The 25,583-nt window shown below is 34.8% G+C and carries 24 protein-coding genes; 16 read left to right on the top strand and 8 right to left on the bottom strand.

Annotation, left to right across the window (positions count from 1 at the left end):
* Positions 1-28: 28 nt before the first annotated feature.
* The 8 genes from rpsF to dnaA all read right to left on the bottom strand — a co-directional run bounded on the left by rpsF (position 29) and on the right by dnaA (position 10,101).
* Positions 29-328, bottom strand: coding sequence for a 30S ribosomal protein S6 (gene rpsF / locus ACTJFD_RS08155; RefSeq protein WP_442260849.1), 300 nt, complete (start codon positions 326-328; stop codon positions 29-31).
* A gap of 484 nt (positions 329-812) precedes the next feature.
* Positions 813-1,178, bottom strand: coding sequence for a hypothetical protein (locus ACTJFD_RS08150; RefSeq protein WP_442260848.1), 366 nt, complete (start codon positions 1,176-1,178; stop codon positions 813-815).
* A gap of 126 nt (positions 1,179-1,304) precedes the next feature.
* Complete coding sequence (gyrA, locus tag ACTJFD_RS08145) at positions 1,305-3,815, bottom strand: DNA gyrase subunit A (protein WP_442260847.1); 2,511 nt, start codon at positions 3,813-3,815, stop codon at positions 1,305-1,307.
* Between the two features lie 25 nt (positions 3,816-3,840).
* Complete coding sequence (gyrB, locus tag ACTJFD_RS08140) at positions 3,841-5,787, bottom strand: DNA topoisomerase (ATP-hydrolyzing) subunit B (RefSeq protein WP_442260846.1); 1,947 nt, start codon at positions 5,785-5,787, stop codon at positions 3,841-3,843.
* Positions 5,788-5,789: 2 nt separating this feature from the next.
* The gene (gene recF / locus ACTJFD_RS08135; RefSeq protein ID WP_442260845.1) at positions 5,790-6,911 is read right to left on the bottom strand and encodes a DNA replication/repair protein RecF; all 1,122 of its coding nucleotides are present in this window, start codon (positions 6,909-6,911) and stop codon (positions 5,790-5,792) included.
* The gene (gene yaaA, locus ACTJFD_RS08130; protein ID WP_442260844.1) at positions 6,911-7,156 is read right to left on the bottom strand and encodes a S4 domain-containing protein YaaA; all 246 of its coding nucleotides are present in this window, start codon (positions 7,154-7,156) and stop codon (positions 6,911-6,913) included. The genes recF and yaaA overlap by 1 nt, the downstream gene beginning before the upstream one ends.
* Before the next feature lie 302 nt (positions 7,157-7,458).
* Positions 7,459-8,589, bottom strand: a complete 1,131-nt coding sequence (gene dnaN, locus ACTJFD_RS08125; RefSeq protein WP_442260843.1) for a DNA polymerase III subunit beta — start codon at positions 8,587-8,589, stop codon at positions 7,459-7,461.
* 168 nt (positions 8,590-8,757) lie between these two features.
* Positions 8,758-10,101 carry a chromosomal replication initiator protein DnaA gene (gene dnaA / locus ACTJFD_RS08120; protein ID WP_442260842.1) on the bottom strand — a complete coding sequence of 448 codons (1,344 nt, stop codon included), beginning with the start codon at positions 10,099-10,101 and terminating at the stop codon, positions 8,758-8,760.
* A gap of 481 nt (positions 10,102-10,582) precedes the next feature.
* Here dnaA and rpmH point away from each other — a divergent pair, with 481 nt between their 5' ends.
* From rpmH to guaB, 16 genes are all read left to right on the top strand, one after another.
* The gene (gene rpmH / locus ACTJFD_RS08115; protein WP_442260841.1) at positions 10,583-10,717 is read left to right on the top strand and encodes a 50S ribosomal protein L34; all 135 of its coding nucleotides are present in this window, start codon (positions 10,583-10,585) and stop codon (positions 10,715-10,717) included.
* Between the two features lie 131 nt (positions 10,718-10,848).
* Positions 10,849-11,187, top strand: coding sequence for a ribonuclease P protein component (gene rnpA, locus ACTJFD_RS08110; RefSeq protein ID WP_442260840.1), 339 nt, complete (start codon positions 10,849-10,851; stop codon positions 11,185-11,187).
* A gap of 14 nt (positions 11,188-11,201) precedes the next feature.
* Positions 11,202-12,026, top strand: coding sequence for a YidC/Oxa1 family membrane protein insertase (locus ACTJFD_RS08105; RefSeq protein WP_442260839.1), 825 nt, complete (start codon positions 11,202-11,204; stop codon positions 12,024-12,026).
* A 33-nt stretch (positions 12,027-12,059) separates the two neighbouring features.
* On the top strand, positions 12,060-12,803 hold the full coding sequence (gene jag, locus ACTJFD_RS08100; RefSeq protein ID WP_442260838.1) for an RNA-binding cell elongation regulator Jag/EloR: 744 nt from the start codon (positions 12,060-12,062) through the stop codon (positions 12,801-12,803).
* A gap of 73 nt (positions 12,804-12,876) precedes the next feature.
* Positions 12,877-13,458, top strand: coding sequence for a histidine phosphatase family protein (locus ACTJFD_RS08095; protein WP_442260837.1), 582 nt, complete (start codon positions 12,877-12,879; stop codon positions 13,456-13,458).
* Between the two features lie 145 nt (positions 13,459-13,603).
* Positions 13,604-15,001 (top strand): tRNA uridine-5-carboxymethylaminomethyl(34) synthesis GTPase MnmE, encoded by a 1,398-nt coding sequence (gene mnmE, locus ACTJFD_RS08090; protein ID WP_442260836.1) that lies wholly within the window; start codon positions 13,604-13,606, stop codon positions 14,999-15,001.
* Positions 15,002-15,016: 15 nt separating this feature from the next.
* Positions 15,017-16,915: a tRNA uridine-5-carboxymethylaminomethyl(34) synthesis enzyme MnmG gene (gene mnmG / locus ACTJFD_RS08085; protein WP_442260835.1), complete on the top strand. Its 1,899-nt coding sequence runs from the start codon at positions 15,017-15,019 to the stop codon at positions 16,913-16,915.
* Between the two features lie 372 nt (positions 16,916-17,287).
* Positions 17,288-17,731, top strand: a complete 444-nt coding sequence (locus ACTJFD_RS08080) for a hypothetical protein (protein WP_442260834.1) — start codon at positions 17,288-17,290, stop codon at positions 17,729-17,731.
* Positions 17,732-17,877: 146 nt separating this feature from the next.
* On the top strand, positions 17,878-18,684 hold the full coding sequence (locus tag ACTJFD_RS08075; protein ID WP_442260833.1) for a prohibitin family protein: 807 nt from the start codon (positions 17,878-17,880) through the stop codon (positions 18,682-18,684).
* A gap of 563 nt (positions 18,685-19,247) precedes the next feature.
* Positions 19,248-19,967, top strand: coding sequence for a 16S rRNA (guanine(527)-N(7))-methyltransferase RsmG (rsmG, locus tag ACTJFD_RS08070; RefSeq protein ID WP_442260832.1), 720 nt, complete (start codon positions 19,248-19,250; stop codon positions 19,965-19,967).
* Between the two features lie 89 nt (positions 19,968-20,056).
* Positions 20,057-20,827 carry a ParA family protein gene (locus tag ACTJFD_RS08065; protein WP_442260831.1) on the top strand — a complete coding sequence of 257 codons (771 nt, stop codon included), beginning with the start codon at positions 20,057-20,059 and terminating at the stop codon, positions 20,825-20,827.
* Entirely contained in the window at positions 20,811-21,701 is an 891-nt protein-coding gene (locus ACTJFD_RS08060; protein ID WP_442260830.1) for a ParB/RepB/Spo0J family partition protein, read from the top strand. Before ACTJFD_RS08065 ends, ACTJFD_RS08060 begins: the two co-directional genes overlap by 17 nt.
* Positions 21,702-21,779: 78 nt before the next feature.
* Positions 21,780-21,965: a DUF951 domain-containing protein gene (locus ACTJFD_RS08055; protein WP_442260829.1), complete on the top strand. Its 186-nt coding sequence runs from the start codon at positions 21,780-21,782 to the stop codon at positions 21,963-21,965.
* Between the two features lie 44 nt (positions 21,966-22,009).
* Positions 22,010-23,110 (top strand): redox-regulated ATPase YchF, encoded by a 1,101-nt coding sequence (gene ychF / locus ACTJFD_RS08050; RefSeq protein ID WP_442260828.1) that lies wholly within the window; start codon positions 22,010-22,012, stop codon positions 23,108-23,110.
* A 16-nt stretch (positions 23,111-23,126) separates the two neighbouring features.
* The gene (locus tag ACTJFD_RS08045) at positions 23,127-23,849 is read left to right on the top strand and encodes a DUF1129 domain-containing protein (protein ID WP_442260827.1); all 723 of its coding nucleotides are present in this window, start codon (positions 23,127-23,129) and stop codon (positions 23,847-23,849) included.
* Positions 23,850-23,979: 130 nt separating this feature from the next.
* Positions 23,980-25,464 (top strand): IMP dehydrogenase, encoded by a 1,485-nt coding sequence (gene guaB, locus ACTJFD_RS08040; RefSeq protein WP_442260826.1) that lies wholly within the window; start codon positions 23,980-23,982, stop codon positions 25,462-25,464.
* Positions 25,465-25,583 lie beyond the last annotated feature (119 nt).

Genomic DNA, 25,583 nt, shown 5'->3' with positions numbered 1-25,583 from the left:
CTCGTTTTAATGTTTCACGTGAAACATTTTAGTTTTCTTCTTTAACGATCATGTGACGTAGAATGTCACCACTGATTTTAGCTAAACGAGAAAATTCGTCAATTGCTTTTGAATCAGCTGAAGAAACTTTAACGATTTGGTAGATTCCTTCACGGAAGTCTTCGATATCGTAAGCTAAACGACGTTTTTCCCATAGCTTAGATTCTAAAACTTCAGCGCCGTTTTCTTTCAAGATTGAATCAAAACGATCTACTAGAGCTGTTTTTGCTTCTTCATCAATGTTTGGACGGATAATGTATAAAATTTCATAATTTACTGTCTGGTTCATTGATTTTCACCTCCTTATGGACTTAAGGTTCCTAAAATTTATAGGAACAAGGAAAGTAAACACTTGTGCTTACTCACATTAGAACATTATACCCGTTTTAATCCAGTAAATCAATAGTTTCAATATTTTTTATGCCTATTATTATTTTTATTATTTTAAAAAGGTGATTTTAGACAATAAAATAACCTAGCAGCTCTTAGCTTAACACACCAGTTTATGTGTGTTACCTTCCCTTAGGCTAAGTCTCTGCTAGGTCCCCTTCATTACGTAAGGAATATGACACCTTCCCCACTCTCCTCACTTATTTTCTTTTTGCAAGGTATATGTAAATGAATACATATGTCTATGAATTTTACCACGTGCGACCTTTTACTCACGAATGATTATTTAGCGCAGTTTTCATAGAAGATTAACATCCCTTACACTTCGTATTATACCATGATTAAATGAAAGTTAAAAGACGAGCAACTTATTTCATTCTTTTTTAACTTTTTTGCCATATATACTCTTGATAATAGCGTTCTATCACGTCTTCTACCGTTGTTTTAGCAGGCATTTCTAAAAAGCGACTATAAATTTCAAACATTTCATAAGGTAATTTTAAATGCTCATCACAGGGATAAATATCAATGATTTTAGCCACTTGCCACGCTACTATTTCTCCATACCCATTATAATACGTCGGTTGTTCAACATTTAGTTGTTCAATAATAAATTGGCTTAATTCACTTGAATGCTGAAAAGCATCAAGATTAATAGTCGTTAAATAAATTGCCTCTTCAAAGAGCTTTGTCTCGAGTTTGTCTGTTGAATGGACGGTTGATTGAATTAAAACTTTAACAGCATGCATTTTCATTCCTCCTAAAATATAAACGTTTTTTTCATTTTAGTATAACATCTGCCATAAAAACGTCAATCTGAAACAAAAAATAACGAGTATAGATTTTTAATCTACGCTCGTTATTTTTTTTACAACTTATTCTTCTTCGGGTACTTCTGCTGTTTCTATGTTTTCTGGTGATTCAACTGTTTTGATTTCTTCAATCTCTTCTTCTTCTTCAGCTTCCACTTTTGCCATTGTCGATACAAAAGCTTCTTCCTCTAAACGAATTAAGCGAACACCTTGAGTTGAACGACCCGTTTGCGAAACATTATCCACATTAAAACGAATAATCACACCACGATTCGTAATAATCATAATATCTTCCTCGCCAGTCACTGTGGTTAATCCAGCTAATTTACCATTTTTCTCCGTAATATTAACTGTTTTAATTCCTTTACCTCCACGACCTTTAACAGGATATTGCGTCGCTAGTGTTCGCTTACCATAACCATTCTCAGTAATGACCAAGACTTCACTTTCTGGAGTAATGATATCCATACCAATCACATAGTCTTCTTCACGTAAACGAATACCACGCACACCAGCTGCTGTCCGGCCCATTGAACGAACATCCGTCTCTCTAAAGGTAACAGAGTATCCTCGATGTGTTCCAATGATAATGTTTTGTTGCCCATCTGTTAGAGCCACGTTGATTAGCTGATCGCCATCACGTAAACTAATCGCTCTCAAACCATTCGTCCGAATATTAGCAAACTCTGTTACAGCCGTTCGCTTCACTGTTCCTAATTTTGTTGTGAAGAATAAATAGTGGTCCGCTTCAGCTTTACCTTCAATATTAATGATGGCTTCCACTTCTTCTGAAGAATCAATCCCTAATAAATTAATCACAGGAATTCCTTTTGCTGTTCGGCCATATTCAGGAATCTCATAACCTTTAGCACGATAAACTTTACCAGCATCTGTAAAGAATAATAGCGTATCATGTGTTGAACAAGAAACTAGATTTTCAACAAAATCATCGTTATGAACGCCCATCCCTTGGACACCACGGCCCCCACGATTTTGTGTTCTAAATTCTGTACTTGGTAAACGTTTGATATAACCGTTATTCGTTAACGTAACGACAATATCTTCTTCTTCGATTAAATCCTCATCTTCTAGACTTAAGACTTCACCGATTAACAATTCCGTTCGACGTGCATCGCTATATTTACGTTTAATTTCTTCAAGCTCCGTACTTATAATTTCTAAGACACGGTCATGATTAGCTAAAATATCTTTCATATCTTCAATAAATGCTAATAATTCTTGATATTCTTTTTCAATTTTTTCACGTTCTAAACCTGTTAAACGACGTAAGCGCATGTCTAAAATAGCTTGTGCTTGACGATCAGACAATGAAAAATTCTCAATCAATCCCGCTTTTGCAACATCATCTGATTTTGATGAACGGATTAAATGAATAATCTCATCGATATGATCTAAAGCGATCCGTAACCCCTCTAAAATGTGCGCACGCGCTTCTGCTTTACTTTTATCAAACTCTGTCCGGCGAACGATAACTTCTTCTTGGTGGACAAGATAATGCTCTAAAATTTGTTTTAAACCTAAAACTTTAGGAACACCATCCACAATCGCTAACATATTAAAGCCAAAACTAGATTGTAAGGCTGTTAATTTATATAAATTATTTAATACAACAGTAGCACTAACGTCACGACGTACTTCAATAACAATTCGCATCCCTAAGCGAGAAGACTCATCACGCAATTGTGTGATACCCTCTACTCGTTTTTCACGATGTAATTCAGCAATCCGTTCGACTAATTTTGCTTTATTAACCATGTAAGGAATCTCAGTAACGATGATTCGTTCCTTACCACTTGCTAACTCTTCAATATCGACTTTAGCGCGGATAATAATTTTTCCCTTACCCGTTTCATATGCTTTTCTAATTCCGGATTTCCCCATCACAAGAGCACCCGTTGGAAAATCTGGACCCGGTAAAACTTCCATTAAATCAGCGGTGGTTGCCTCTTTATTTTCCATTATTAATTGGACAGCATCAATTACTTCACCTAAATTATGCGGTGGAATATTAGTTGCCATTCCAACGGCGATTCCCGTTGTACCATTGACTAATAAATTTGGAAATCTTGCTGGTAAAACAGAAGGTTCTCTCTCTGTCTCATCATAGTTTTTTTGAAAATCTACTGTATCTTTATTGATATCACGAAGCATTTCGACAGCAATTTTACTCATGCGAGCTTCTGTATAACGCATCGCCGCCGCTCCGTCACCATCGACAGAACCAAAGTTACCATGCCCATCAACCAGTAATTGACGATAACTAAAGGGCTGAGCCATACGTACCATTGCTTCATAAATAGAACTATCACCATGGGGATGATACTTACCCATGACATCCCCTACAATACGGGCTGACTTCTTATAAGCTTTATCAGGTGTTACACCCATTTCATTCATTCCATATAGAATACGGCGATGAACAGGCTTTAAACCATCTCTAACGTCTGGTAAAGCACGCGATACGATCACACTCATGGCATAATCAATAAATGATGTTTCCATTTCTTCTGTCAAATTGACATCTGTGATATTTCTAATCATTTCTTCTGACATGAACGATTCTCCTTATCTTATTGATTTAAATATCTAAATTTTTAACATAGTGCGCATTCGCTTCGATAAATTCACGACGTGGCTCTACTTTGTCTCCCATTAACATTTCAAAAACAGCATCAGCTTTTTGAGCATCATCAACGCTAACACGCAATAGACTACGACGCTCAGGATCCATAGTAGTGTCCCATAACTGGTGATCGTCCATCTCGCCTAGCCCTTTATAACGTTGAACCCCTACTTTAGGTGATACTGGTAGGTTAGCAATGGTAGCCGCTAAACGCTCATCGGCATCTTTACCTGGTTGAACATAAGTGATGTTCTTTCCTTGTTTAACACCGTATAAAGGTGGCTGTGCAATATAAACATAACCCGCTTCAACAACTGGGCGCATATAACGATAAAATAAAGTCAATAATAAGGTTCGAATATGAGCACCATCGACATCCGCATCGGTCATAATGACTAATTTATGATAACGAGCTTTTGCTACTTCAAAATCTTCACTAAATCCTGTTCCCATGGCTGTAAAAAGAGAACGGATTTCTTCATTCGCTAAAATTTTATCCATCGTTGCTTTCTCAACATTTAAGATTTTCCCACGGATCGGTAATATCGCTTGAAATTCACGATCTCGACCTTGCTTAGCCGATCCTCCAGCGGAATCCCCTTCGACAATGAAAAGTTCGCATAGTTCTGGATCTCGACTAGAGCAATCCGCTAACTTACCAGGTAAATTACTGATTTCTAAAGCACTTTTACGACGAGTAACCTCGCGCGCGCGTTTGGCTGCTAAACGAGCTTTAGACGCTAAAATCCCTTTTTCAACTACTTTTTTAGCGACTTCTGGATTTTCCAATAAAAATTTATTGAACGCTTCTGAGAACAGACGATCGGTGACTGTTCTAACTTCTGAATTCCCTAATTTTGTTTTGGTTTGTCCTTCAAACTGTGGTTCTGGATGTTTGATTGAAATAACCGCAGTCATTCCTTCTCTCACATCATCACCACTCAAATTATCTTCATTTTCTTTAATTAATTTTTGACGTTTGGCATAGTCGTTGATGACACGAGTTAAAGCTGTTCTAAAACCAAACTCATGCGTTCCACCTTCATAGGTATGAATATTATTAGCAAAGCTCAATAAATTAGTGTGGTAACCATCTGTATATTGAATCGCTACTTCAACTGTAATTCCTTGCTGTTCACCTTCTGTATAAATTGGCTCATCAAAAAGAACATTTTTATTTGTATTTAAGTATTCAACATAACTTCGAATACCACCTTCATAATGATATTCTTCATAAATTTCAGGTTCAACACGTGCATCGCGAATACTTATTTTCAAGCCCCTATTTAAAAAAGCGAGTTCTCTAATTCTTGTTTTTAATTTTTCAAACTCAAAAGAGGTTGTTTCTGTAAATATTTCTGGATCCGGTTTAAAATTAACAACGGTTCCTCTATGTGTTGTATCTCCAATTATTTCTAACGCTTCGCCTACTTTACCACGTCGAAAGACTTGACCATGAATTTTGCCATCCACATGGACTTTTACGTCTAAATATTCTGATAAAGCATTAACAACCGAAGAACCAACCCCATGAAGCCCACCGGATACTTTATAGCCGCCTCCACCAAATTTACCGCCCGCATGTAAGATAGTAAAAACAGTTTCAACTGCTGAACGACCCGTTTTTTCTTGAATCCCTACAGGAATACCACGTCCATTATCCGTAACCGTCACACTTTCATCTTTTTCGATCACAACATGAATCTCTGAACAGAAACCGGCGAGAGCTTCATCAATTGAATTATCGACGATTTCCCATACTAAATGATGCAAACCTTGTGGGCCTGTTGAACCAATATACATCCCTGGTCTTTTTCTTACTGCTTCTAATCCTTCTAGGACTTGAATTTGACTGGCATCGTATTTTTGTGCTGCTTCTAAATTATTATTTTCTTCTGTCAACGCTAATCTCCATCCCTTTCTACACTACCTTGAGTAATTTGATACACTTCAGGCTTAATTTTTAATTTATTCTCTAGATGATTCAAACTAGTTGTTGTTAAAAACGTTTGAAGCTTCATTTCGATTAATTCTAAAAGTTGAACTTGACGCTCGTCATCTAACTCACTTAACACGTCATCTAATAATAAAATAGGATATTCGCCTATTTCTTCATTAATTAATTCTATTTCTGCTAATTTCAAACTCAAAGCCGTTGTTCGTTGCTGCCCTTGCGACCCATAAGTTTGAACATTTTTTTCATTTACAAAAAAAAGTAAATCATCACGATGTGGCCCTATACTTGTTGATTGCTGATGCAAGTCCTTGGCTTCATTTTTTTTCAAATCCGTATACAAAAGTAAGTTCAACTCTTGCGCAGATTGTTCTGATGTTAATTTTTGATAGCTTTTATAGGCAATCGTTAAATTTTCTTTAGAATAAGAAATTTTTTTATGAATCTCATTTGCCCATTTTTCCAATTTTTTTATAAAATGAAGGCGATAAAATAAAACATGACTACCCGCTTGAGCCAGTTGTTCTGATAAGACATCTAAGTAAATCAGATCTTTTGTTTTCATTTGCCCAATTTTTTTTAAATATTGATTTCTTTGTTTTAAAACAGATTGATAAGTACTTAAATAGTGAAGATATTGTGGATTGATTTGTCCAATTTCCATATCAAGAAATTTACGACGATTTTGAGGAGAACCTTTAACTAAGGTTAAATCTTCAGGAGCAAATAAAATGACATTTAGTTGACCGATATAATCACTTAAACGTTGTTGTTCCAGGTGATTAATTTTAGTTTTTTTTCCTTTATTAGAAATAATCATCGTTAAGTCAACTTCACTATGTTGTTTAACCACTCTTCCCTCGATGCGGGAAAATTCTTTTGACCATTCAATTAGTTCTTTATCATTCGTTGTTCGATGACTTCTGGCTAGAGCTAGCATATAAATACTTTCTAAAAGATTAGTTTTGCCTTGCGCATTTTCACCTAAAAAAACATTTAAGCGTTGTGAAAAATCTAAACTTAGTTGATCGTAATTCCGATAACTCGTTAATTCAATATTTTTTAAATACATTATTCTTCACGAGATTGCTCATTTTTTAGCGAAGAAGTCATAAAAAAAGTCCCTACTTCAGGTATTTCAATCATCATTTCTGGGTATAATTTACGTCCACGGCGATTTTCAATTTCACCATCAACATAAACAACATTTTCTCGTAAATACCATTTCGCCATACCGCCACTAGAAATGACATCAATTTCTTTTAAAAGTTGACCTAAAGTCATGTAATCTGTTTTTAAAATAAAAGTTTTTTTCACAATTCCCACCTATTCTTTCCATTTATAGACTCCTCCATTATACCTTTTTTGAAGGACAAAAACAAATTATCTTTCATATAAACCCTTCTAACCGGTATGGAGTATTTTTAGATAGATTTATCATATTCTATTCAAACTGGCTAGAATGTAAAAATAAGTTGTTTTTTTAAATTTTAGATTTTATTGAAAATTTTCTGATTATTGTTTTGTTTAACTATCAATTTTGGTGAATAACTTAAAAAACGAGCAATCATTTTTAGATTGCTCGTTTTTTAGTCTCGAGAAGGATCTGAAATCATCCATTAATTTGTTCGAACGGGAGTTATTAATTGAATAAAATCAATATCACCATCCGATGGTTGTAAAGTAAATGGACGAATTGGAGATATAAATTTAATTGTAATATCAATTCCACTAAATGATTTCAATGAATCTTTCATATAATCTGGATTAAATGAGATATCAATCGGATCACCTGTTACAGAAACATAACTTAAATCTTCTTCAACATTGCCAATTTCTGGTGAATTACCATAAATAGTAACCTCTTCAGAATTGATGGATAATCTTACTATATTGTTACGACCTTCATGTGACAGTAAAGAAGCTCGATCGATTGCCGACAGAAGTTCCGGTACGTTAAACGTTATTTCTGTATTAAAACTAGTTGGTATTAGACGGTCTGTGTCTGGATAGTTCCCTTCTAGCAGACGAGAATAAAATAACATGTTCTCTGTTTTAAATAACACTTGGTTATCCATCATTAGAATAGAGACTAAATCTTCTTCGTCTTTAAAGGTTCTTGATAGCTCTTGTAAACTCTTACCAGGAATCACAACATCAAAATCTTGATTATCTCCTTCAACTTCAATCATTCGTTGACTTAAACGATGACTATCAGTTGCTACCGCTAATAATTGATTGTTTTTCAATATCATATGAACACCAGTCAAAATTGGACGACTTTCATGCATTGAAACAGCAAAAACAGTTTCATTAATTAATTTGTTTAAAACTCGAGCAGGTAATTTAAAAGCCTGATCATGTTCAACGATTGGTAAATGAGGATAATTTTCTGCATTTAAAGCATTAACGTTAAATAAAGCCTTGCCTGATGTAATAATGACTTGATTATTGTCAACTAATTCTAAAGTTAGTGTAGCTTCAGGAAGTTTACGAATAATATCATTAAAGAATCTTGCTTGTAAAACAATAGATCCTGTTTTTTCAATTAACATATTTGCTTTTTCATCAGTGGCACTTAAAAAAGTTTCAATTGAGATATCTGCGTTGCTTCCTGTTAGAGTCAATCCCATCTCTGTTAATTTTATTTTTACCCCCGTTAGAATAGGAATAGTTGTTTTTCCAGAAATAGCTCGTTGAACAGTCGCTAATTCTTCAAGAAAAGAGGCACGATTTAAAGTGACTTTCATATGTGATTCTCCTTTTAATTAATAATATAAATAGATAGTAATAGTAGTAGAGCCTGTGAATCATGTGGATAACTAAGCTTTGTGGATAAGTCTCAAGGTTTTTAGCATGTGGACAACCTGTGGATAAGTTAATGGTTAAGTTAAAAGTTTTCCACAGGTCTGAAATTTTTAATTTGTAAGTAATTGCTTTAAATCTCCAATTTCTTTTTGAAGTGTAGCGTCGGTCTTTAGTAATTGTAGAATTTTTTCATGAGCATGGATGACAGTAGTATGATCTTTTCCACCAAATTCAGCACCAATTTTGGGTAAAGAGTTATCAGTTATTTCACGAGAGAGATACATCGCAATTTGCCGAGGCACAACAATCGTTTTAACTCTTTTTTTCCCTTTTAAATCTTTTAATTTTATATGGTAGTATTTACAAACTTCCTCTTGAATTAAAAGAATAGAAAGTTCTTTTCTTTTTGAAGCAGGCTTGAGACTTTTTAAAGCGTCTGCGGCTAAACTTGTTGTAATTTCATTTCCACTCATTGCTGAATAAGCTTGAACTCTAACCAAAGCCCCCTCAAGCTCTCGAATATTTGAATCAATTTGTCCAGCAATATAGCTTAGAGTATCATCAGGAATTTCTAAATTTTCAGCGTCTGCTTTCTTTCTTAAAATAGCAATTCGTGTTTCCAAATCTGGAGGGGTAATATCAACGGATAGTCCCCAGGCAAAACGGGAAACGAGACGTTCTTGTAGTTTAGGAATTTCATTAGGTAAGCGATCACTGGTTAAAACGATTTGATGTCCATCATTATAGAGTGTATTGAAGGTATGGAAAAATTCTTCTTGGGTCCCCTCTTTATCAGCAAAAAATTGAATATCATCCACAAGTAATAAATCAACACTTCGGTATTCCTGTCTAAAAGCTTCGGATGTCCGATTTTGGATGGAGTTAATAAAATCATTAGCAAAAGATTCACTAGTAACATATTTTATTTTTGCATCGGGTTGATTTGTCAACATTTGATGACCAATTGCGTGCATTAAGTGAGTTTTTCCAAGTCCAACGCCACCGTAAAAGAAGAGCGGATTATAGGTTGCACCAGGATCTTCAGCGACAACTAAAGCCGCTGCATGAGCCATTTGGTTTCCTTTTCCAATAACAAAAGTATCAAACGTATACTTCGGGTTTAATAGAGCTTTTTTGCTATTTTGGATAACAATATCAGGAACAGCGGCTTTTTTTTCAGCGACTCTTTTTTCAGGTGCAGGTTGTTCATTTTGAATAATAAAGACCGGTGATATTTCACCTCCGGTTAATTTGAAGCCTGTTTCGACAATTTTACTTGCGAGGTTTTTCTCCCAGTACTCTTTATGTAAAGAAGAGGGTACTTCAATAATTAAAATATTATCTTCAAGACTAATCGGCGTTGCTTGTTCAATCCAAGCATTAAAACTAGGAGGGGTTAAGATTTGGCGATAGTCATCTTCTAATTCTTTCCAAATAAAATCAATATTGGGCATGTCTATCCTCCTTTTAAAATAGTTTGCTTGTTCATTCTAGCATTAAATAAAAAAGTTTTCCACTGATTTTATAGGATGTGGATAACAAAATAACAAAATTAACAAAAAGTTTTCCACAGACAATGTTCAAGTTGTGGACTATTTTTAAATAAAAGAGAAAGATAGACAGTTATGCACAGACTCGTAGATTGTTAGGACAAGCTTTCTAACAGTTATCAACACCTTATTTTAAAAATGTGGATAAGTTTGTAACAGCTGTTAACTTGTGGATAACTGAATGTTAAGTTTGAGGATGACTAAAATTATTTTTTCGTCTTTAAACAGTAATGTGGATAAGTTTAGAGGGATTGTTAACTCTTTTATAAGAATCTTTTGAAAGTATTTTAAAAAGAATAGTTGACAAAACTGGTATTCTATTTGTATACTATTATAGTCTGTCTAAGTGATTTAGAAATAGACTGTTTTATAGGAGGTGGATTTCATGAAAAGAACATATCAACCAAAAAAACGTAAGCGCCAAAAAGTGCATGGTTTCCGTAAACGCATGAGCACTAAAAATGGTCGTCGCGTAATAGCTAGTCGACGTCGTCGAGGAAGAAAAGTATTAGCTGCATAAATCACTGAGTTTAATAATCAGTGATTTTTTTTTATAACTTTTTTTATTAAAAAAGAGATAAATAAACTTACTTTATGCTATGATTAGAGTATTGCTAAGTCATAAACTAAGTAGAATTAAAGGGATGTTACATGAGAAAATCTTATCGGATAAAAAGAGAGGTAGACTTTCAAACGATTATTAAGAAAAAACAGTCATTTGCAAATCGTAATTTTGTCGTCTATTTCAATCAAAACGAGCAAAATACTCACTTTCGTGTGGGAATTTCTGTCGGTAAAAAAATTGGTAACGCTGTTAATCGAAATCGTGTAAAGCGTTTAATTCGACAATCATTATTTGAGTTAAAAGATGAAATCAAACCGACTCATGATATCATTATAATAGCACGGCCTAATATAGTAGGCTTATCATTTGATGAAGTGAAGCAAAACACTCGACACGTATTGAATTTAGCAAATTTAATAAAATAAGCGAGGGCTAATTAGTGAAGAAATACAAAAAAATAATACTTTTAATGAGTATGCTAGTTTTAGTTTTTGTTTTGACAGGTTGTGGTGCGACAGGTAGTGTTACTGCTGATAGCACAGGTCTTTGGGATCGGTATATTGTTTATTACTTTGGTCAGGCTATTAAAAGTCTATCGTTCTTTGGTAATAAGGGAATCGGAATTATTATGTTTACTTTAATTATTCGTGTGTTGTTGATGCCTTTAATGCATTTTCAAACGAAAAGTATGCGTAAAACTCAAGAGTTACAACCAAAAATTAAAGCATTGCAAGAAAAGTATTCATCAAAAGATCCAGAAACAGCACGATTGTTACAAGAAGAGACACAACGTCTATATGCCGAAAATGGAGCGAACCCACTAACGGGATGTTTACCTTTATTGGTTCAGCTACCAATCATGATGGCGTTATGGCAATCCATTTCTAGAATACCTGCTTTGACAAATGGTCATTTTTTATGGTTAGCACTAGGCGATCCAGATCCGACTTATATTTTGCCGATTTTAGCAGCAATCTTTACATTTATTAGTACGAAATTAACATCAATGGGACAAACTGAAACCCAAGGTGCTATGAAAATTATGAATTACACGATGCCAATTATGATTTTAGTAATGGGAGTTAATTTAGCTAGTGGTTTATCTTTATATTGGGTAATATCTAATGCTTTCCAAGTGGTTCAAACACTGATTATTAATAATCCATTTAAATTAAAAGCGGAACGTGAAGCAGAAGAAAAACGTAAACAAGATTTAGAAAAAGCATTGCGTAAAGCAAATTTGTCTAAGAAAAAACGTAAATAAAAACGACTATATTACTATGAGGAGGTTTGTGTGATGCCGAATTTTAAAGGTGAAACAGTAGAGCAAGCAATAGAATCTGGTTTAAAGTCATTAAACATTAGTAAGAGTGAAGCGATTATTAGTGTATTAGAAGAGGGAAAACGTGGTTTTTTAGGAATTGGTAAAAAAGCAGCTGAAGTATCAATTGACGTGGTTCCTTTTGTTAAAGAAGAAGCCGTTAACGAAGTTGTAGAAGAACCAGACTTAAAAGGACCAACTGAAGTAAAGGAGTCTTCAAAAGAAGCTCATTTAGAAACAAATGAAGTCATCTATGAGTCGGATTTACCAGATGATGAAGCAATTGAAAAATTAGCCATTTATTTAACTGAAATTACACGTGAACTTGATGCACCTGCATTAGTTAAAGTTAAACGTCACAAGCAAGTCGTGGTTTTTGACTTAGAAACGTATAAAAAAGGGTTATTGATTGGTAAGCACGGTAAAATTTTAAATGCTTTACAATATTTAGCTCAAGTTTATATTCATCGGATTGCTAAAAACCGAATAGCTATTATGGTTAATATCGGTGATTATCGCGAGCGTCGCGAACAAATTTTACAACGTTTAGCTCGAAGAACTGCAAAAGAGGTTCGTCAAACAGGACAACCTGTTTTTCTAGAACCGATGCCAGCTTTTGAGCGTAAACAAGTTCATGCGATTTTAGCTAACGAAAGTGATATCAGCACTCATTCAGAAGGGCACGAACCTCATCGTTATCTAGTCGTTGAATTAGCTTAGTTAATAAAAGCCATCAAGAAATTAATTTCTTGATGGCTTTTTGTTATACTTAAAAAAAGGGAGGTTGAACTTAATGAAACGTACGGTTTATTTTATTCGTCATTCACTTAGGGATGAAACCATTCATCATGAGCAAGCACCTCTAAGCTCAAAAGGTCTAGCATTAGCACAAAAATTAGTTTTATTTTTTGAAGATAAGAAGGTAGAAGCAATCTATGTGAGTCCTTTTTTAAGGACGCTACAGACGGCGCAACCCTTAGTTGAATTATTTGAATTATCGCTTCAGATGATTCCGGAGTTTAGGGAACGGAAAATTGGAGAATGGTTGTTTAATTTTAATGAGTTTGCGAATAAGCAGTGGTCTAATTTTGATTTCAAACTTTCTCATGGAGAGAGTTTAAATGAAGTCGCTCAAAGGGTTTATCCAGCGTTTCAAAACATTTTAAAAACAGCACCAGAAAATTTGGTTATCGTTGGACATGGGACAGCTTTTTCAGTTCTTTTTAAGGAGTTAACAGAGGGAGAGTTTGATTATTTAGACTTTTGTTTACTAAAAATGCCAGATGTTTTGGTAGGAACCTTTCAAGAAGACCAGTTATTAGAACTTGAGGTTAATGTTTTAGAAAAACAAATCCTAGAATTTTTCGTCAATTAAAATTGTCATCAAGTTTAGAATATGCTATTATTTTTGTGACATACAAATAGCGATAGCAGTCAAAGTGCGTGTCCATTTCTTTTTAAAATAAAAGGGGTGGAGTGGGCGCTTTTTTATATGTAAAAAAAGAAAGAAGAGGGAATAGTTGATGAATATCACAAAAGAATTCGATACGATTGCTGCCATTTCGACACCTCCTGGAGAAGGAGCTATTAGTATAGTCCGCTTGAGCGGAACAGAGGCAGTTAAAATCGCCAATCAGATTAGTCATTATCAAAAAAAATCATTAGAGGAGGTACCGACCCATACTATTCACTATGGCCATGTTAAAGATCCTGAAACCAAAGCTGTTTTAGATGAAGTCATGTTCGCTGTCATGCGTGCACCTAAAACCTTTACTCGTGAAGATATCGTAGAAATCAATTGTCATGGTGGAATGGTCGTTGCCAATCAGATATTACAACTCTTATTACGTCAAGGAGCACGTTTAGCGGAGCCAGGTGAATTTACCAAGCGGGCCTTCTTAAACGGCCGTATGGACCTGTCACAAGCGGAAGCTGTGATGGATTTAATCCAAGCTAAGACGGATGAGTCGATGAAGTTAGCGTTAAATCAACTGGATGGTAAGTTGTCACACTTAATTCGTGAGTTACGTCAAAAGATTTTGGAAGCCTTAGCACAAGTAGAAGTCAATATTGATTATCCAGAATATGATGATGTTGAAGAAATGACATCTATTATTTTGGTAAATAAAGCTCGTGAGGTTCAACAAGATGTGGCTCATCTTCTACAAACATCACGTCAAGGTAAAATCCTAAGAGAAGGATTATCGACAGCTATTATCGGTCGTCCTAATGTTGGAAAATCAAGTTTATTGAACTATTTATTGCAAGAAGATAAAGCGATTGTTACTGAAATAGCAGGCACAACTCGTGATGTGATTGAAGAATATGTAAATGTTCGAGGGGTTCCGTTAAAGTTGGTAGATACGGCAGGTATTCGTGAAACGGATGATGTGGTTGAAAAAATAGGTGTTGAACGTAGTCGTCAAGCGATTGTCGATGCAGATTTAATTTTACTTATTTTAAATCAAAGTGAAGCATTAACAGAGATGGACAAAGAATTATTAACGTTGACGAAAGGAAAACACCGAATAGTCTTACTAAATAAGGTCGATTTACCAAGAAAACTGGAAGAAGGGCTTTTAAAAGAATACTTGGAAGAAGAAACAGTCTTACCTATTTCGGTTATTTCCAGTCAAGGGATTGATGCTTTAGAACAGGCGATAAAAAATACGTTTTTCAATCAAGAAACATCGGGTAAGGATGCCACATATTTATCTAACAGTCGTCATATTGGACTTTTAGAAGAAACAAACCGAGCCTTACAAGAAGTAATCGATGGGATTGAGCAAGAGATGCCAGTTGATTTGGTTCAAATTGATATGACTCGTGCTTGGGATTTATTAGGTGAGATTATTGGGGATAGTGTACAAGATGAACTAATTACACAATTGTTTAGTCAATTCTGTTTAGGTAAATAGAGAGGAATTAAAGAGATGATACAAGTAAGTGAGTATGATGTGATCGTTGTTGGTGGAGGTCATGCCGGTGCGGAAGCGTGTTTAGCATCTGCGCGTATGGGGATGGAAACATTACTCGTGAGTTTAAATTTAGATATGATTAGTTTTATGCCTTGTAATCCTTCCATTGGGGGACCGGCTAAGGGAGTTGTTGTTCGCGAAATTGATGCTCTTGGTGGCGAGATGGGTCGAAACATTGATAAAACATATGTTCAGATGAGAATGTTAAACACCGGTAAGGGGCCCGCAGTCCGTGCCTTACGTGCGCAGGCAGATAAACATCAATATCACACTGAAATGAAGCGTACGCTTGAAAATACGCCGAATTTGACCGTTAAACAAGGTATCGTTGAAAAATTAATTATAGAAGATGATCATTGTCACGGTGTTGAATTAAGTACAGGGACACGCTATCATTCAAAAGCAGTGATAATTACTGCTGGTACGGCTTTACGTGGTGAAATCATTATTGGTGAATTGAAATATTCCTCAGGTCCTAATAATTCATTACCATCAATTGGTTTAGCTGATAACTTAAAAGAAATTGGATTAGAAATCGAACGTTTTAAAACGGGAACGCCTCCTCGAGTTAATGGACACAGCATTGATTACTCTAAAACAGAAGAACAACCAGGTGATACGATTCCGAATCATTTTAGTTTTGAAACACCAGATGCAGCATACGTCCAAGATCAAATGTCTTGTTGGTTAACGTATTCAAATTTAAAAACACATGAAATTATTCGAGAAAACTTACACCGAGCTCCGATGTTTACTGGAATTGTTGAAGGAGTGGGCGCGAGATATTGCCCCTCGATTGAAGATAAAGTAGTTCGTTTTAGTGACAAACCTCGCCATCAAATATTTTTAGAACCAGAAGGACGTAACACGCAAGAATACTATATCCAAGGATTGTCGACTTCATTACCAGAAGATGTGCAATATGATATGGTTCGTAGTGTAGAGGGCTTGGAGAATGCAGAAATCATGCGGAGTGGTTATGCGATAGAGTATGATGTAGTTGTCCCTCATCAATTACGCCCAACGCTTGAAACAATGAAAATTACAGGTCTTTACACAGCGGGACAAACAAATGGGACTTCTGGTTATGAAGAAGCTGCTTGTCAAGGTTTGATGGCTGGAATTAATGCTTCACTTAAAATTCAAGGAAAAGATCCTTTAATTTTAAAACGTAGCGATGCTTATATCGGTGTTTTGATTGATGATTTGGTAACAAAAGGAACGAGTGAACCTTATCGTTTATTAACATCAAGAGCGGAATATCGTTTATTATTACGTCATGATAATGCGGATTTGCGCTTAACTGAGTTTGGTCACCAAGTTGGTTTAGTTGCAGAAGAGCGTTATAGAGAGTATCAAGAAAAGCAAACACAAATTGAGGCTGAGATGAAACGTTTAGGGAAGTTGAGATTACGTCCAACAGAGGCTTTACAGGCTTTTTTGACGGCCCATCAATCGGCTAATTTAAAAGATGGAATTTTAGCAAGTGACTTGTTAAAACGTCCAGAAATTAATTATCATGATTTAATCCCGTTTTTAGAAATAACGAAACCTTTACCTCGATATGTAATTGAACAAGTTGAAATCCATACAAAATACGAAGGTTATATTAAAAAAGCACAAGATAAAGTAGAAAAACTGAAGCGTATGGAAGCTAAAAAAATTCCAAGTTATATTGACTACAAAGCAATCAATAGCTTAGCCACAGAAGCTATTCAAAAGCTAGAAAAAATACGTCCAGAAACCATTGCTCAAGCTAGTCGTATTAGTGGTGTTAATCCATCCGACATCAGTATTTTGATGGTTTATATCGAACAAGGAAAAATAACAAAAAGAGATGAGGAAAAGGCTTAGTGATAAGCCTTTTTTTGTTTCACATGAAACATTTTAAACTTAAAATTTGGTTCTTGATATAACTAATTGTTTTTTTGTTAGCTTTATCAAAACAAACTGGTCTTGACGGAACTTGATATTTTAGATACTCTGGCCTTTAAAGTAAATTTTGTATTTGTGCTTGTTGGATGAGTACAAGCTAACTATTGAGAGCTGGTAGGTAGGAATTAAAACAGGTTTATATCCATGTGAAACGCTGATTTTAGTGCATTTTTAATTATTATTGGCTAGTGGTTGCCTCATTCTAAAGACAAATATTTAGATTTTAAAATTTACATTCTTTATTTTTGAATCCATAGCAGTTTAAGGGCTGTAAAAAAAAGGAGGTATTTGATGAGATTGAAATATGATTTAAAAAAAGGCAGGAAATTCAATGATAGTAATGAAAAAAAAATCGTGCTATATCTTGATGATGAAGTGGTGGATGAAGAAGGTGTCGGTAAAATTGACATGTATAAAGAGAATGATGTTGTCATTTTAGAACGTATTTATGTCAATCAAGCCTATAGAGAAATTGGGGTAGCAGGCTATATGATCTCAGATTTTTTATTATTCTATCTCAACTTGTATAAAAAAGGTTTTTTATTTAAATTGACTCCTTCAGTCAGTTCAGTATTACATGAAAATAAAACAGAATATGATATTTATCGTAATTTCGTAGATAAGCCTATTTCTTATGGAATAGAATTAAGTCGGCAATATTCTATCAGTAGTATCGAAAAATTAGAAGATTTAAAAGCTTATTATTCTAATAAAATTATCGAAGGTATTCCATAGCTGTTTATTCGTTCTGATTGGATGAATCAAAAAGAAACAAAAGTCTTTTTAGTCTTTTGTTTCTTTTTTTGTTTAATTTATTCATCTATAAATGTTAAGTAACTCGTGGTATAATTTAAAAATATCAAAATAAGGAGTTATACATAATGAAAAGTATGAAAAGTATCAAATATTTAGTTGGTTTCATTGGTTTTATCATCATCGCAATCATTGCAGCATTTATCTTTTTTGAGAAAATTGATAATGGCTATGTGGGGGTTCGTTATTCAATGAGTGGTGGAGTTAAAGATAACACACTCAGTCAAGGGGTAAAATTCGTGGGTCTAGATAAAGTGACACAATATCCGATAAGGCTTCAAACGATTCAAGCAAAAGATGTTTCAGTTTCTACATCAGATGGTAAAAAAACAACGGTAGATGTGAAGTATGATTATAAAGTGGATTCTACTAACGCTTCTAAAATGTATAAAGAATTTGGTAATATTACCAGTGAAGATATTGAAAATGGTTGGTTAAAATCTAAATTACAAAAAGAAGCGCGTGAAGTTTACTCAAAATATAGTTTACTAGATGTCCTCTCGGGTAAATCATCAGAAGTTGAAGCAGCATTGTTAGATAGTTACTCTAAATCAGTCGAGCCTAAGGGCTTTGTTGTTGAGGATGTTACAGTCGGCGTTCCAGAAGTGGATGCGGAAACACAAAAATCAATCGATTCAATTATTAGAGCAGGTCAAGAAAATGAAAAAGCAAAACTTGATGCAGAAACAGCAAAAACCAATGCAGATAGTCAGGCTTATGCAAAAATAAAATCGGCAGAAGCTGAAAAAGAAGCAAATAAAAAGCTATCAGAATCAATTACGCCAGAACTTATTAAATTAAAAGAAGCCGAAGCAAGATTGAAGCATGGTTGGGTTGAAGTTCAAACTGGCGAAGCGATTGTAAATAAGGAATAATGAGATGATTTTTTTTATTCGTAAATTATTAATTGCCTGCGTACTGCTCATTGGATCTTTGACATTAGTAAAATTAATTTTATCAAAGACAAAACAAGATAAAAAAACAAAAAATCAAGAGGATGATGATTTAGAGTTTTAAAAAAAGTAAGAGCGTCAAAAGTTATCCACAGTCGAAAAAGAGAGTGGAGATAAGTGCTTTCTCTATCGGTTGTGGATAACTTTTTTGTTTTAAATCATCCAGTTATTTGGATTTATTTAATTGAAATAACATATAAATAAGTTAAAAAACATTCAGAGACAACGTTAAGACTTATGTTACAAGGTTACGAACAACGTTAAATAACGTATAAAGAAAACGTTATTTAATTCTTTGTGTTTTTGTTTTTTATTAATGTTTCACGTGAAACATTGAAATAGATTGCAGTTTTTTTAAGATAGGCTAAAGTAAAGCTAGTTAATTTAATCTCTGAAGAATTTGGTTTTATTTGTTGGGAAATAGGTTCGTTCTATTTTATAGTTAGCAAATGAAATTAATTAAAAGAGAGATAGAGGAGAATAAGATGAAACCAGAATTATTCAAAGAAATATTAAAAGAACAGGGCATTCATTTAACAGATTATCAAATGGAACAATTCGGTATTTATTTTAAATTGTTGAATGAATGGAATGAAAAAATAAATTTAACAGCCATTACAGAACTGGAAGAGGTTTATTTGAAGCATTTCTATGATTCGATTACATTAGCATTTTCAGAAAACTTGAATACCGGGAAAATAAGCTTGTGTGATGTTGGTTCTGGGGCTGGATTTCCAAGTATTCCTTTAAAAATTGTTTTCCCGGAATTATCAATAACAATTGTTGACTCGTTGAATAAAAGGATTAATTTCTTGCAATTGTTAGTTGATTCTCTAAAGCTAGAGGATGTTGAATTGTATCATGATCGTGCGGAAACCTTTGGACAAAACCCTGAATTCAGAGAAAGTTTTGATTTCGTGACGGCACGTGCGGTCGCTCGACTATCCGTTTTAAATGAGTTGTGTTTACCATTAGTTAAATTAGAAGGTTCTTTTTTAGCATTGAAAGCTGCGAAAAGTGATGAAGAATTAGTGGAGGCTAAAAAATCAATGACAGTTTTGGGAGGTAAGTTTGTCAAAGAGACAGAAGTCTCTCTACCAATTACACAAGATCAACGTTATATCTTAACGATTAAAAAAGTGAAGACAACTCCGAAAAAATATCCTCGCAAACCAGGAACGCCAAATAAAAAGCCGATAATTTAAGAAGCTTCACAAAAAAATGAGGTTAGGTGTGTTACAATATATAAGCAGAAACTGAAAAATTATCAGGTAAAGTAAACGGAGGAAGACTTATGACACGGGTCATTGCAGTTGCAAACCAAAAGGGTGGTGTTGGTAAAACAACAACAACCGTTAATTTAGGAGCAAGTTTAGCATTAGCAGGGAAAAAAGTATTATTAATCGATATGGATGCCCAAGGAAACGCAACAAGTGGAATGGGCATTCGTAAGTCAGATGTTGAAAAAGATATCTATGATGTTTTAGTCAATGAAGTACCATTAAAGGAAACAGTTTTACCGTCCTCTCGAGAAGGAATGGATATTGTGCCAGCTACAATTCAATTGTCAGGAGCAGAAATCGAATTAACTTCAATGATGGCTCGTGAGTCTCGTTTAAAAACAGCATTAACAGATGTCGTTGCCGAGTATGATTATATTCTAATTGATTGTCCACCGTCATTAGGTCATCTAACGATTAATTCTTTTTCAGCAAGTGACTCTATTTTAATACCAGTCCAATGTGAGTATTATGCATTGGAAGGGTTAAGTCAGTTGTTAAATACAATTCGTTTAGTTCAAAAACATTTTAATCCCGAATTACAGATTGAGGGAGTACTGCTAACGATGTATGATGCCAGAACCAATTTAGGCTCTGAAGTGGTTGAAGAAGTTCGTAAATATTTTAGCGAACGTGTGTACGATACCATCATTCCGAGAAACGTTCGATTGTCAGAAGCACCAAGTCATGGTCAGTCGATTATTGATTATGATTTACGTTCTAAAGGAGCAGAAGTATATCAAGCACTAGCAAAGGAAGTGATGACACGTGACGAAAGCAAATAAGACTGGTTTGGGACGAGGAATTAATGCTCTATTCGAAGATTTTTCAAAAATAGATGAAGTGAATCCGCAGTTAGAAGAGGTAGTCAATCTACCGCTGACGGAATTACGACCTAATCCTTACCAACCACGTAAAACATTTGATGAACAAGCATTAGAAGAATTGGCTAAATCAATTAAGCAATCGGGTGTTTTCCAACCCATTATCGTGAGAGTATCGAGTATTAAAGGCTATGAAATTATTGCAGGTGAACGTCGCTATCGTGCGTCTAAAATCGCAGGTAAAGCAACAATTCCAGCCATTGTTAGAGTTTTTGATGAAACTCAGATGATGCAAGTGGCGGTTTTAGAAAATCTTCAAAGAGAAGATTTAAGCCCGATGGAAGAAGCTGAAGCCTATGATATGTTGATGAAAAATTTAAAACTAACGCAAGCTGAACTGTCAGAACAACTAGGTAAAAGTCGTCCATACATCGCTAATTATCTGCGTCTGTTGACCTTACCAGCAGTGGTTAAAGAATTAGTCCAAAATGAATCTTTATCAATGGGGCAAGCTCGAACGTTATTGGGATTAAAAGATGAAACGGCAATTGTTTCTTTGGCTAATCAAGCGTTGAAAGAAGGGTTAACGGTTCGTCAATTAGAACAAATGGTGACCGAAATCAATGAGCAAGGAACGTTTAAGAAACCTAAGAAAATTAAGTTAACAAAAGACGTACCAACCTATGTAAAAGCGAGTGAAGAATCATTGATGGATAAATTTGGAACGACTGTTTCTATTAAAGATAATGATGGTAAAGGTAAAATTGAAATTGAATATCTTTCAGAAAAAGATTTAACGCGGATCTTGGATATTTTAGAAATTCAATTTGATTAAAAAAGCCCAACTTTTTTTAAGGGAGATATGGTACTATATATCATGTATCTAAATTAGTAGGATGGAGGAACATTCAGTATGTATGATTTAGGTGATATCGTTGAAATGAAAAAACCTCATGCTTGTCAGACTAATCGATGGGAAATTATTAGGATGGGAATGGACATTAAGATTAAATGTTGTCATTGCCAACATATTGTCATGTTACCTCGGCGTGAGTTTAATAAAAAATTAAAAAAAATATTAGAAAAAAAAGAAGCTTAACATTTAAAGTTAGGGTTTAGATTGATAAAGGAAGAGTGAATAAAATGTCTTTAACAGCAGGAATTGTGGGTTTACCAAACGTAGGTAAATCAACCTTATTTAATGCGATAACAAAAGCTGGTGCAGAAGCAGCCAATTATCCTTTTGCGACAATTGATCCAAATGTTGGAATGGTAGAAGTTCCAGATTACCGATTGGATGAATTAACAACGTTAGTTAAACCTAAAAAAACAGTTCCAGCAACTTTTGAATTTACAGATATCGCTGGAATTGTAAAAGGTGCTAGTAAAGGTGAAGGTTTAGGGAATAAATTTTTAAGTAATATTCGTCAAGTAGATGCTATTTGCCATGTGGTCCGTTGTTTTGATGATGATAACATCACCCACGTTGAAGGCCGAGTAGATCCTTTATCAGATATTGAAACGATTAATTTAGAATTAGTTTTAGCCGATTTAGAATCAGTGGATAAACGGTATTCACGTGTGGCTAAAATTGCAAAAACAAAAGATAAAGAAGCGGTTGCAGAGCTTGCCGTCTTAGAAAAAATAAAGCCTGTTTTAGAAGCAGGTCAATCAGCACGTTCGATTGAATTTACAGAGGAAGAATTACCCATTGTCAAAGGCTTATTCTTACTAACAACTAAACCCGTACTTTATGTTGCTAACGTTAGTGAAGATGAAGTATCAGACGCTGAAAGCAATGATTATGTGAAACAAGTTCGGGCTTTTGCAGCAACGGAAAATGCAGAAGTGATTGCTGTTTGTGCCCGTGCGGAGGAAGAAATTGCTGAATTAGAGGATGAAGATAAAGCAGAATTCTTAGAAGCTTTAGGGATTGAAGAATCAGGATTAGATAAATTAATTCGTGCAGCTTATCATTTATTAGGACTAGCAACCTACTTTACAGCAGGTGAACAAGAGGTTCGAGCATGGACATTTAAAAACGGAATGAAAGCACCACAATGTGCGGGTGTTATCCATACTGATTTTGAACGTGGTTTCATTCGCGCAGAAACCGTTTCGTTTGAAGATTTAAAAGAAAATGGTAGTATGCAAGCGGCAAAAGAGATTGGTCGAGTACGTTCGGAAGGGAAAGAATATGTCGTTCAAGATGGTGACGTCATGTTATTCCGTTTCAACGTTTAATTTGGGGGCAGAGTAGATGAAAAAAACAGCAGAAGAACTTGCAACAGAATTAGAACAAAAAAAAGTGGAAAATAAACAATTAAAGTCAGAGTTAACTAAAAAAAATGATCAATTTATGTTTGATTTGAAAAAGGTGTTAACGGAATATCAAGTATCAGAAGATAAACAAGTAATAGCGTTAAATAAGATGCTACATTCTTTAGTGGACGGTCAAAAAACCGGAACAACTGCAAAACAAATATATGGAACGCCGACAGAAGCAGCAAAAGAAATTGCGGAAGCACCAGATAAGCTACCAGAATCTTCATTTGCTATTCTTTGGTTAGATAATTCCTTGGTTCTGTTTACATTTTTAACAGTTGTCACGAGTTTATTCTCAATGATGTCTAAAAATAAAGAGGCTGCTTTAACACAAGGAATAACCAGTTTATTAGTTGGTGCAATTTCAGGAGGACTTTCTTTCTATTTTATTAATAAATATGTGTATGTGTATAATTTACCAGGAGCAGACCAAAGTAAAAAACCAAGTTTCTTAAAATCAACAGGGATTATGGCCTTGTGTTTTATCCCATGGTTATTTTTCTTTTCAATGGCACAATTGTTACCCGCGACAGTCAATCCATCGCTAGACTCAGTCATCACCCTTATTTTAGGAGCGATTGCCTTTGGGGGGCACTACTTATTGAAGAAAAAATTTGATTTACAAGGAAGTTTATTTTCCAGGCCACCACAAGCTTAATAGAAAAAAGACAGATTGATTCAAATAACTTGATGAGATTTGTCTTTTTTTCTATTTTGTTCATTGACGAACGATATTATTTTTGGTAAGTTTGTTAGTAAAAATAAAACTAAAGGAGTGCTTTAAACTAATGTCGAATTGGGAAACAAAATTTGCGAAAAAAGGCTATACATTTGATGATGTTTTACTTGTACCAGCGGAAAGTCATGTCTTACCGAATGATGTGGATTTATCAATTGAGCTGGCTAAAGGAATAAAATTAAATATTCCAATTATGAGTGCAAGTATGGATACTGTAACAGATAGTAAGATGGCGATTGCAATGGCGCGTCAAGGTGGATTAGGTGTCATTCATAAGAATATGTCGATTGAACAACAAGCTGATGAAGTTCGTAAAGTCAAACGTTCTGAAAGTGGTGTGATTATCGATCCTTTCTTTTTAACACCAGAACACTTAGTAGCAGATGCAGAAGCATTGATGTCAAAATATCGTATTAGTGGTGTTCCGATTGTTGAAACATTAGAAAATAGAAAGTTAGTAGGGATATTAACGAATCGTGATTTACGTTTTATTACCGACTATAAAGTACTCATTGATACCGTTATGACTAAAGAAGGTTTAGTAACCGCTCCTATTGGTACCTCTTTAAAAGATGCGGAAAATATTTTACAACAACATAAAATCGAAAAATTACCAATCGTTGATGAAAATTATCGTTTAAGTGGGTTAATTACAATCAAAGATATTGAAAAAGTCATTGAGTTTCCAAGTGCTGCTAAAGACGAGCATGGTCGTTTGTTAGTTGCCGCTGCTGTTGGTGTCACAAATGATACCTTTGACCGTGCAGAACAGTTAATTGAAGCAGGTGTTGATGCGATTGTGATTGATACCGCTCATGGACATAGTGCGGGAGTCATCCGTAAAATTAAAGAAATCAGAGAAACATTTCCAGAAGCAATTTTAATTGCTGGAAATGTCGCGACAGGTGAAGCGACTCGTGCCTTGTATGAAGTAGGGGTTGATGTTGTTAAAGTAGGGATTGGACCTGGTTCAATCTGTACGACGCGTGTGGTTGCAGGGGTTGGTGTTCCTCAGTTAACTGCTATTTATGACTCAGCTGCCGTAGCTAGAGAATATGGACGTACAATTATTGCAGATGGTGGAATTAAATACTCTGGTGATATTGTTAAAGCATTAGCTGCAGGTGGTTATGTCGTGATGCTTGGTTCAATGTTAGCTGGAACGGATGAATCACCTGGTGAATTTGAAATTTATCAAGGTCGTCGCTTTAAAACATATCGTGGAATGGGTTCTCTTGGTGCGATGGAAAAAGGATCAAGCGATCGTTACTTCCAAAGTAGTGTGAACGAAGCAAACAAACTAGTTCCAGAAGGTATTGAAGGCCGCGTTGCTTATCGAGGAAGCGTTCAAGATATCATCTTCCAAATGGTTGGTGGTTTACGTGCAGGGATGGGTTATGTTGGTGCCGGTAACTTGCAAGAGCTAAGAGATAATGCTCAATTTATTCAAATGAGTGGTGCGGGTCTACGCGAATCTCATCCTCATGATGTTCAAATTACAAAAGAAGCGCCAAACTATTCAATTGAATCTTAATTAATAAAAAGTCGTGGGGTTTTAGTTGTTTACCGTTTAAAAAAACGAAATTTTTTGTTTTTTTTTATTTTAATTATAAAAAACAAAAAAAGAAAAAATTGCGAAGGAAATGTTTAAAA

The organism is Vagococcus sp. (genome assembly GCF_052102835.1).
Lineage (GTDB): Bacteria > Bacillota > Bacilli > Lactobacillales > Vagococcaceae > Vagococcus.
The sequence above is the reverse complement of the archived record's forward strand: the minus strand, read 5'-3'. Positions and strand labels throughout refer to the sequence as shown.

Coding starts and splice junctions, on each gene's coding strand:
- rpsF (WP_442260849.1), bottom strand. CDS start 328: ATGAACCAGACAGTAAATTATGAAATTTTATACATTATCCGTCCAAAC.
- ACTJFD_RS08150 (WP_442260848.1), bottom strand. CDS start 1,178: ATGCATGCTGTTAAAGTTTTAATTCAATCAACCGTCCATTCAACAGAC.
- gyrA (WP_442260847.1), bottom strand. CDS start 3,815: ATGTCAGAAGAAATGATTAGAAATATCACAGATGTCAATTTGACAGAA.
- recF (WP_442260845.1), bottom strand. CDS start 6,911: ATGTATTTAAAAAATATTGAATTAACGAGTTATCGGAATTACGATCAA.
- dnaN (WP_442260843.1), bottom strand. CDS start 8,589: ATGAAAGTCACTTTAAATCGTGCCTCTTTTCTTGAAGAATTAGCGACT.
- dnaA (WP_442260842.1), bottom strand. CDS start 10,101: ATGCCCAATATTGATTTTATTTGGAAAGAATTAGAAGATGACTATCGC.
- rpmH (WP_442260841.1), top strand. CDS start 10,583: ATGAAAAGAACATATCAACCAAAAAAACGTAAGCGCCAAAAAGTGCAT.
- rnpA (WP_442260840.1), top strand. CDS start 10,849: ATGAGAAAATCTTATCGGATAAAAAGAGAGGTAGACTTTCAAACGATT.
- jag (WP_442260838.1), top strand. CDS start 12,060: ATGCCGAATTTTAAAGGTGAAACAGTAGAGCAAGCAATAGAATCTGGT.
- ACTJFD_RS08095 (WP_442260837.1), top strand. CDS start 12,877: ATGAAACGTACGGTTTATTTTATTCGTCATTCACTTAGGGATGAAACC.
- mnmG (WP_442260835.1), top strand. CDS start 15,017: ATGATACAAGTAAGTGAGTATGATGTGATCGTTGTTGGTGGAGGTCAT.
- ACTJFD_RS08080 (WP_442260834.1), top strand. CDS start 17,288: ATGAGATTGAAATATGATTTAAAAAAAGGCAGGAAATTCAATGATAGT.
- ACTJFD_RS08075 (WP_442260833.1), top strand. CDS start 17,878: ATGAAAAGTATGAAAAGTATCAAATATTTAGTTGGTTTCATTGGTTTT.
- rsmG (WP_442260832.1), top strand. CDS start 19,248: ATGAAACCAGAATTATTCAAAGAAATATTAAAAGAACAGGGCATTCAT.
- ACTJFD_RS08065 (WP_442260831.1), top strand. CDS start 20,057: ATGACACGGGTCATTGCAGTTGCAAACCAAAAGGGTGGTGTTGGTAAA.
- ACTJFD_RS08055 (WP_442260829.1), top strand. CDS start 21,780: ATGTATGATTTAGGTGATATCGTTGAAATGAAAAAACCTCATGCTTGT.
- ychF (WP_442260828.1), top strand. CDS start 22,010: ATGTCTTTAACAGCAGGAATTGTGGGTTTACCAAACGTAGGTAAATCA.
- ACTJFD_RS08045 (WP_442260827.1), top strand. CDS start 23,127: ATGAAAAAAACAGCAGAAGAACTTGCAACAGAATTAGAACAAAAAAAA.
- guaB (WP_442260826.1), top strand. CDS start 23,980: ATGTCGAATTGGGAAACAAAATTTGCGAAAAAAGGCTATACATTTGAT.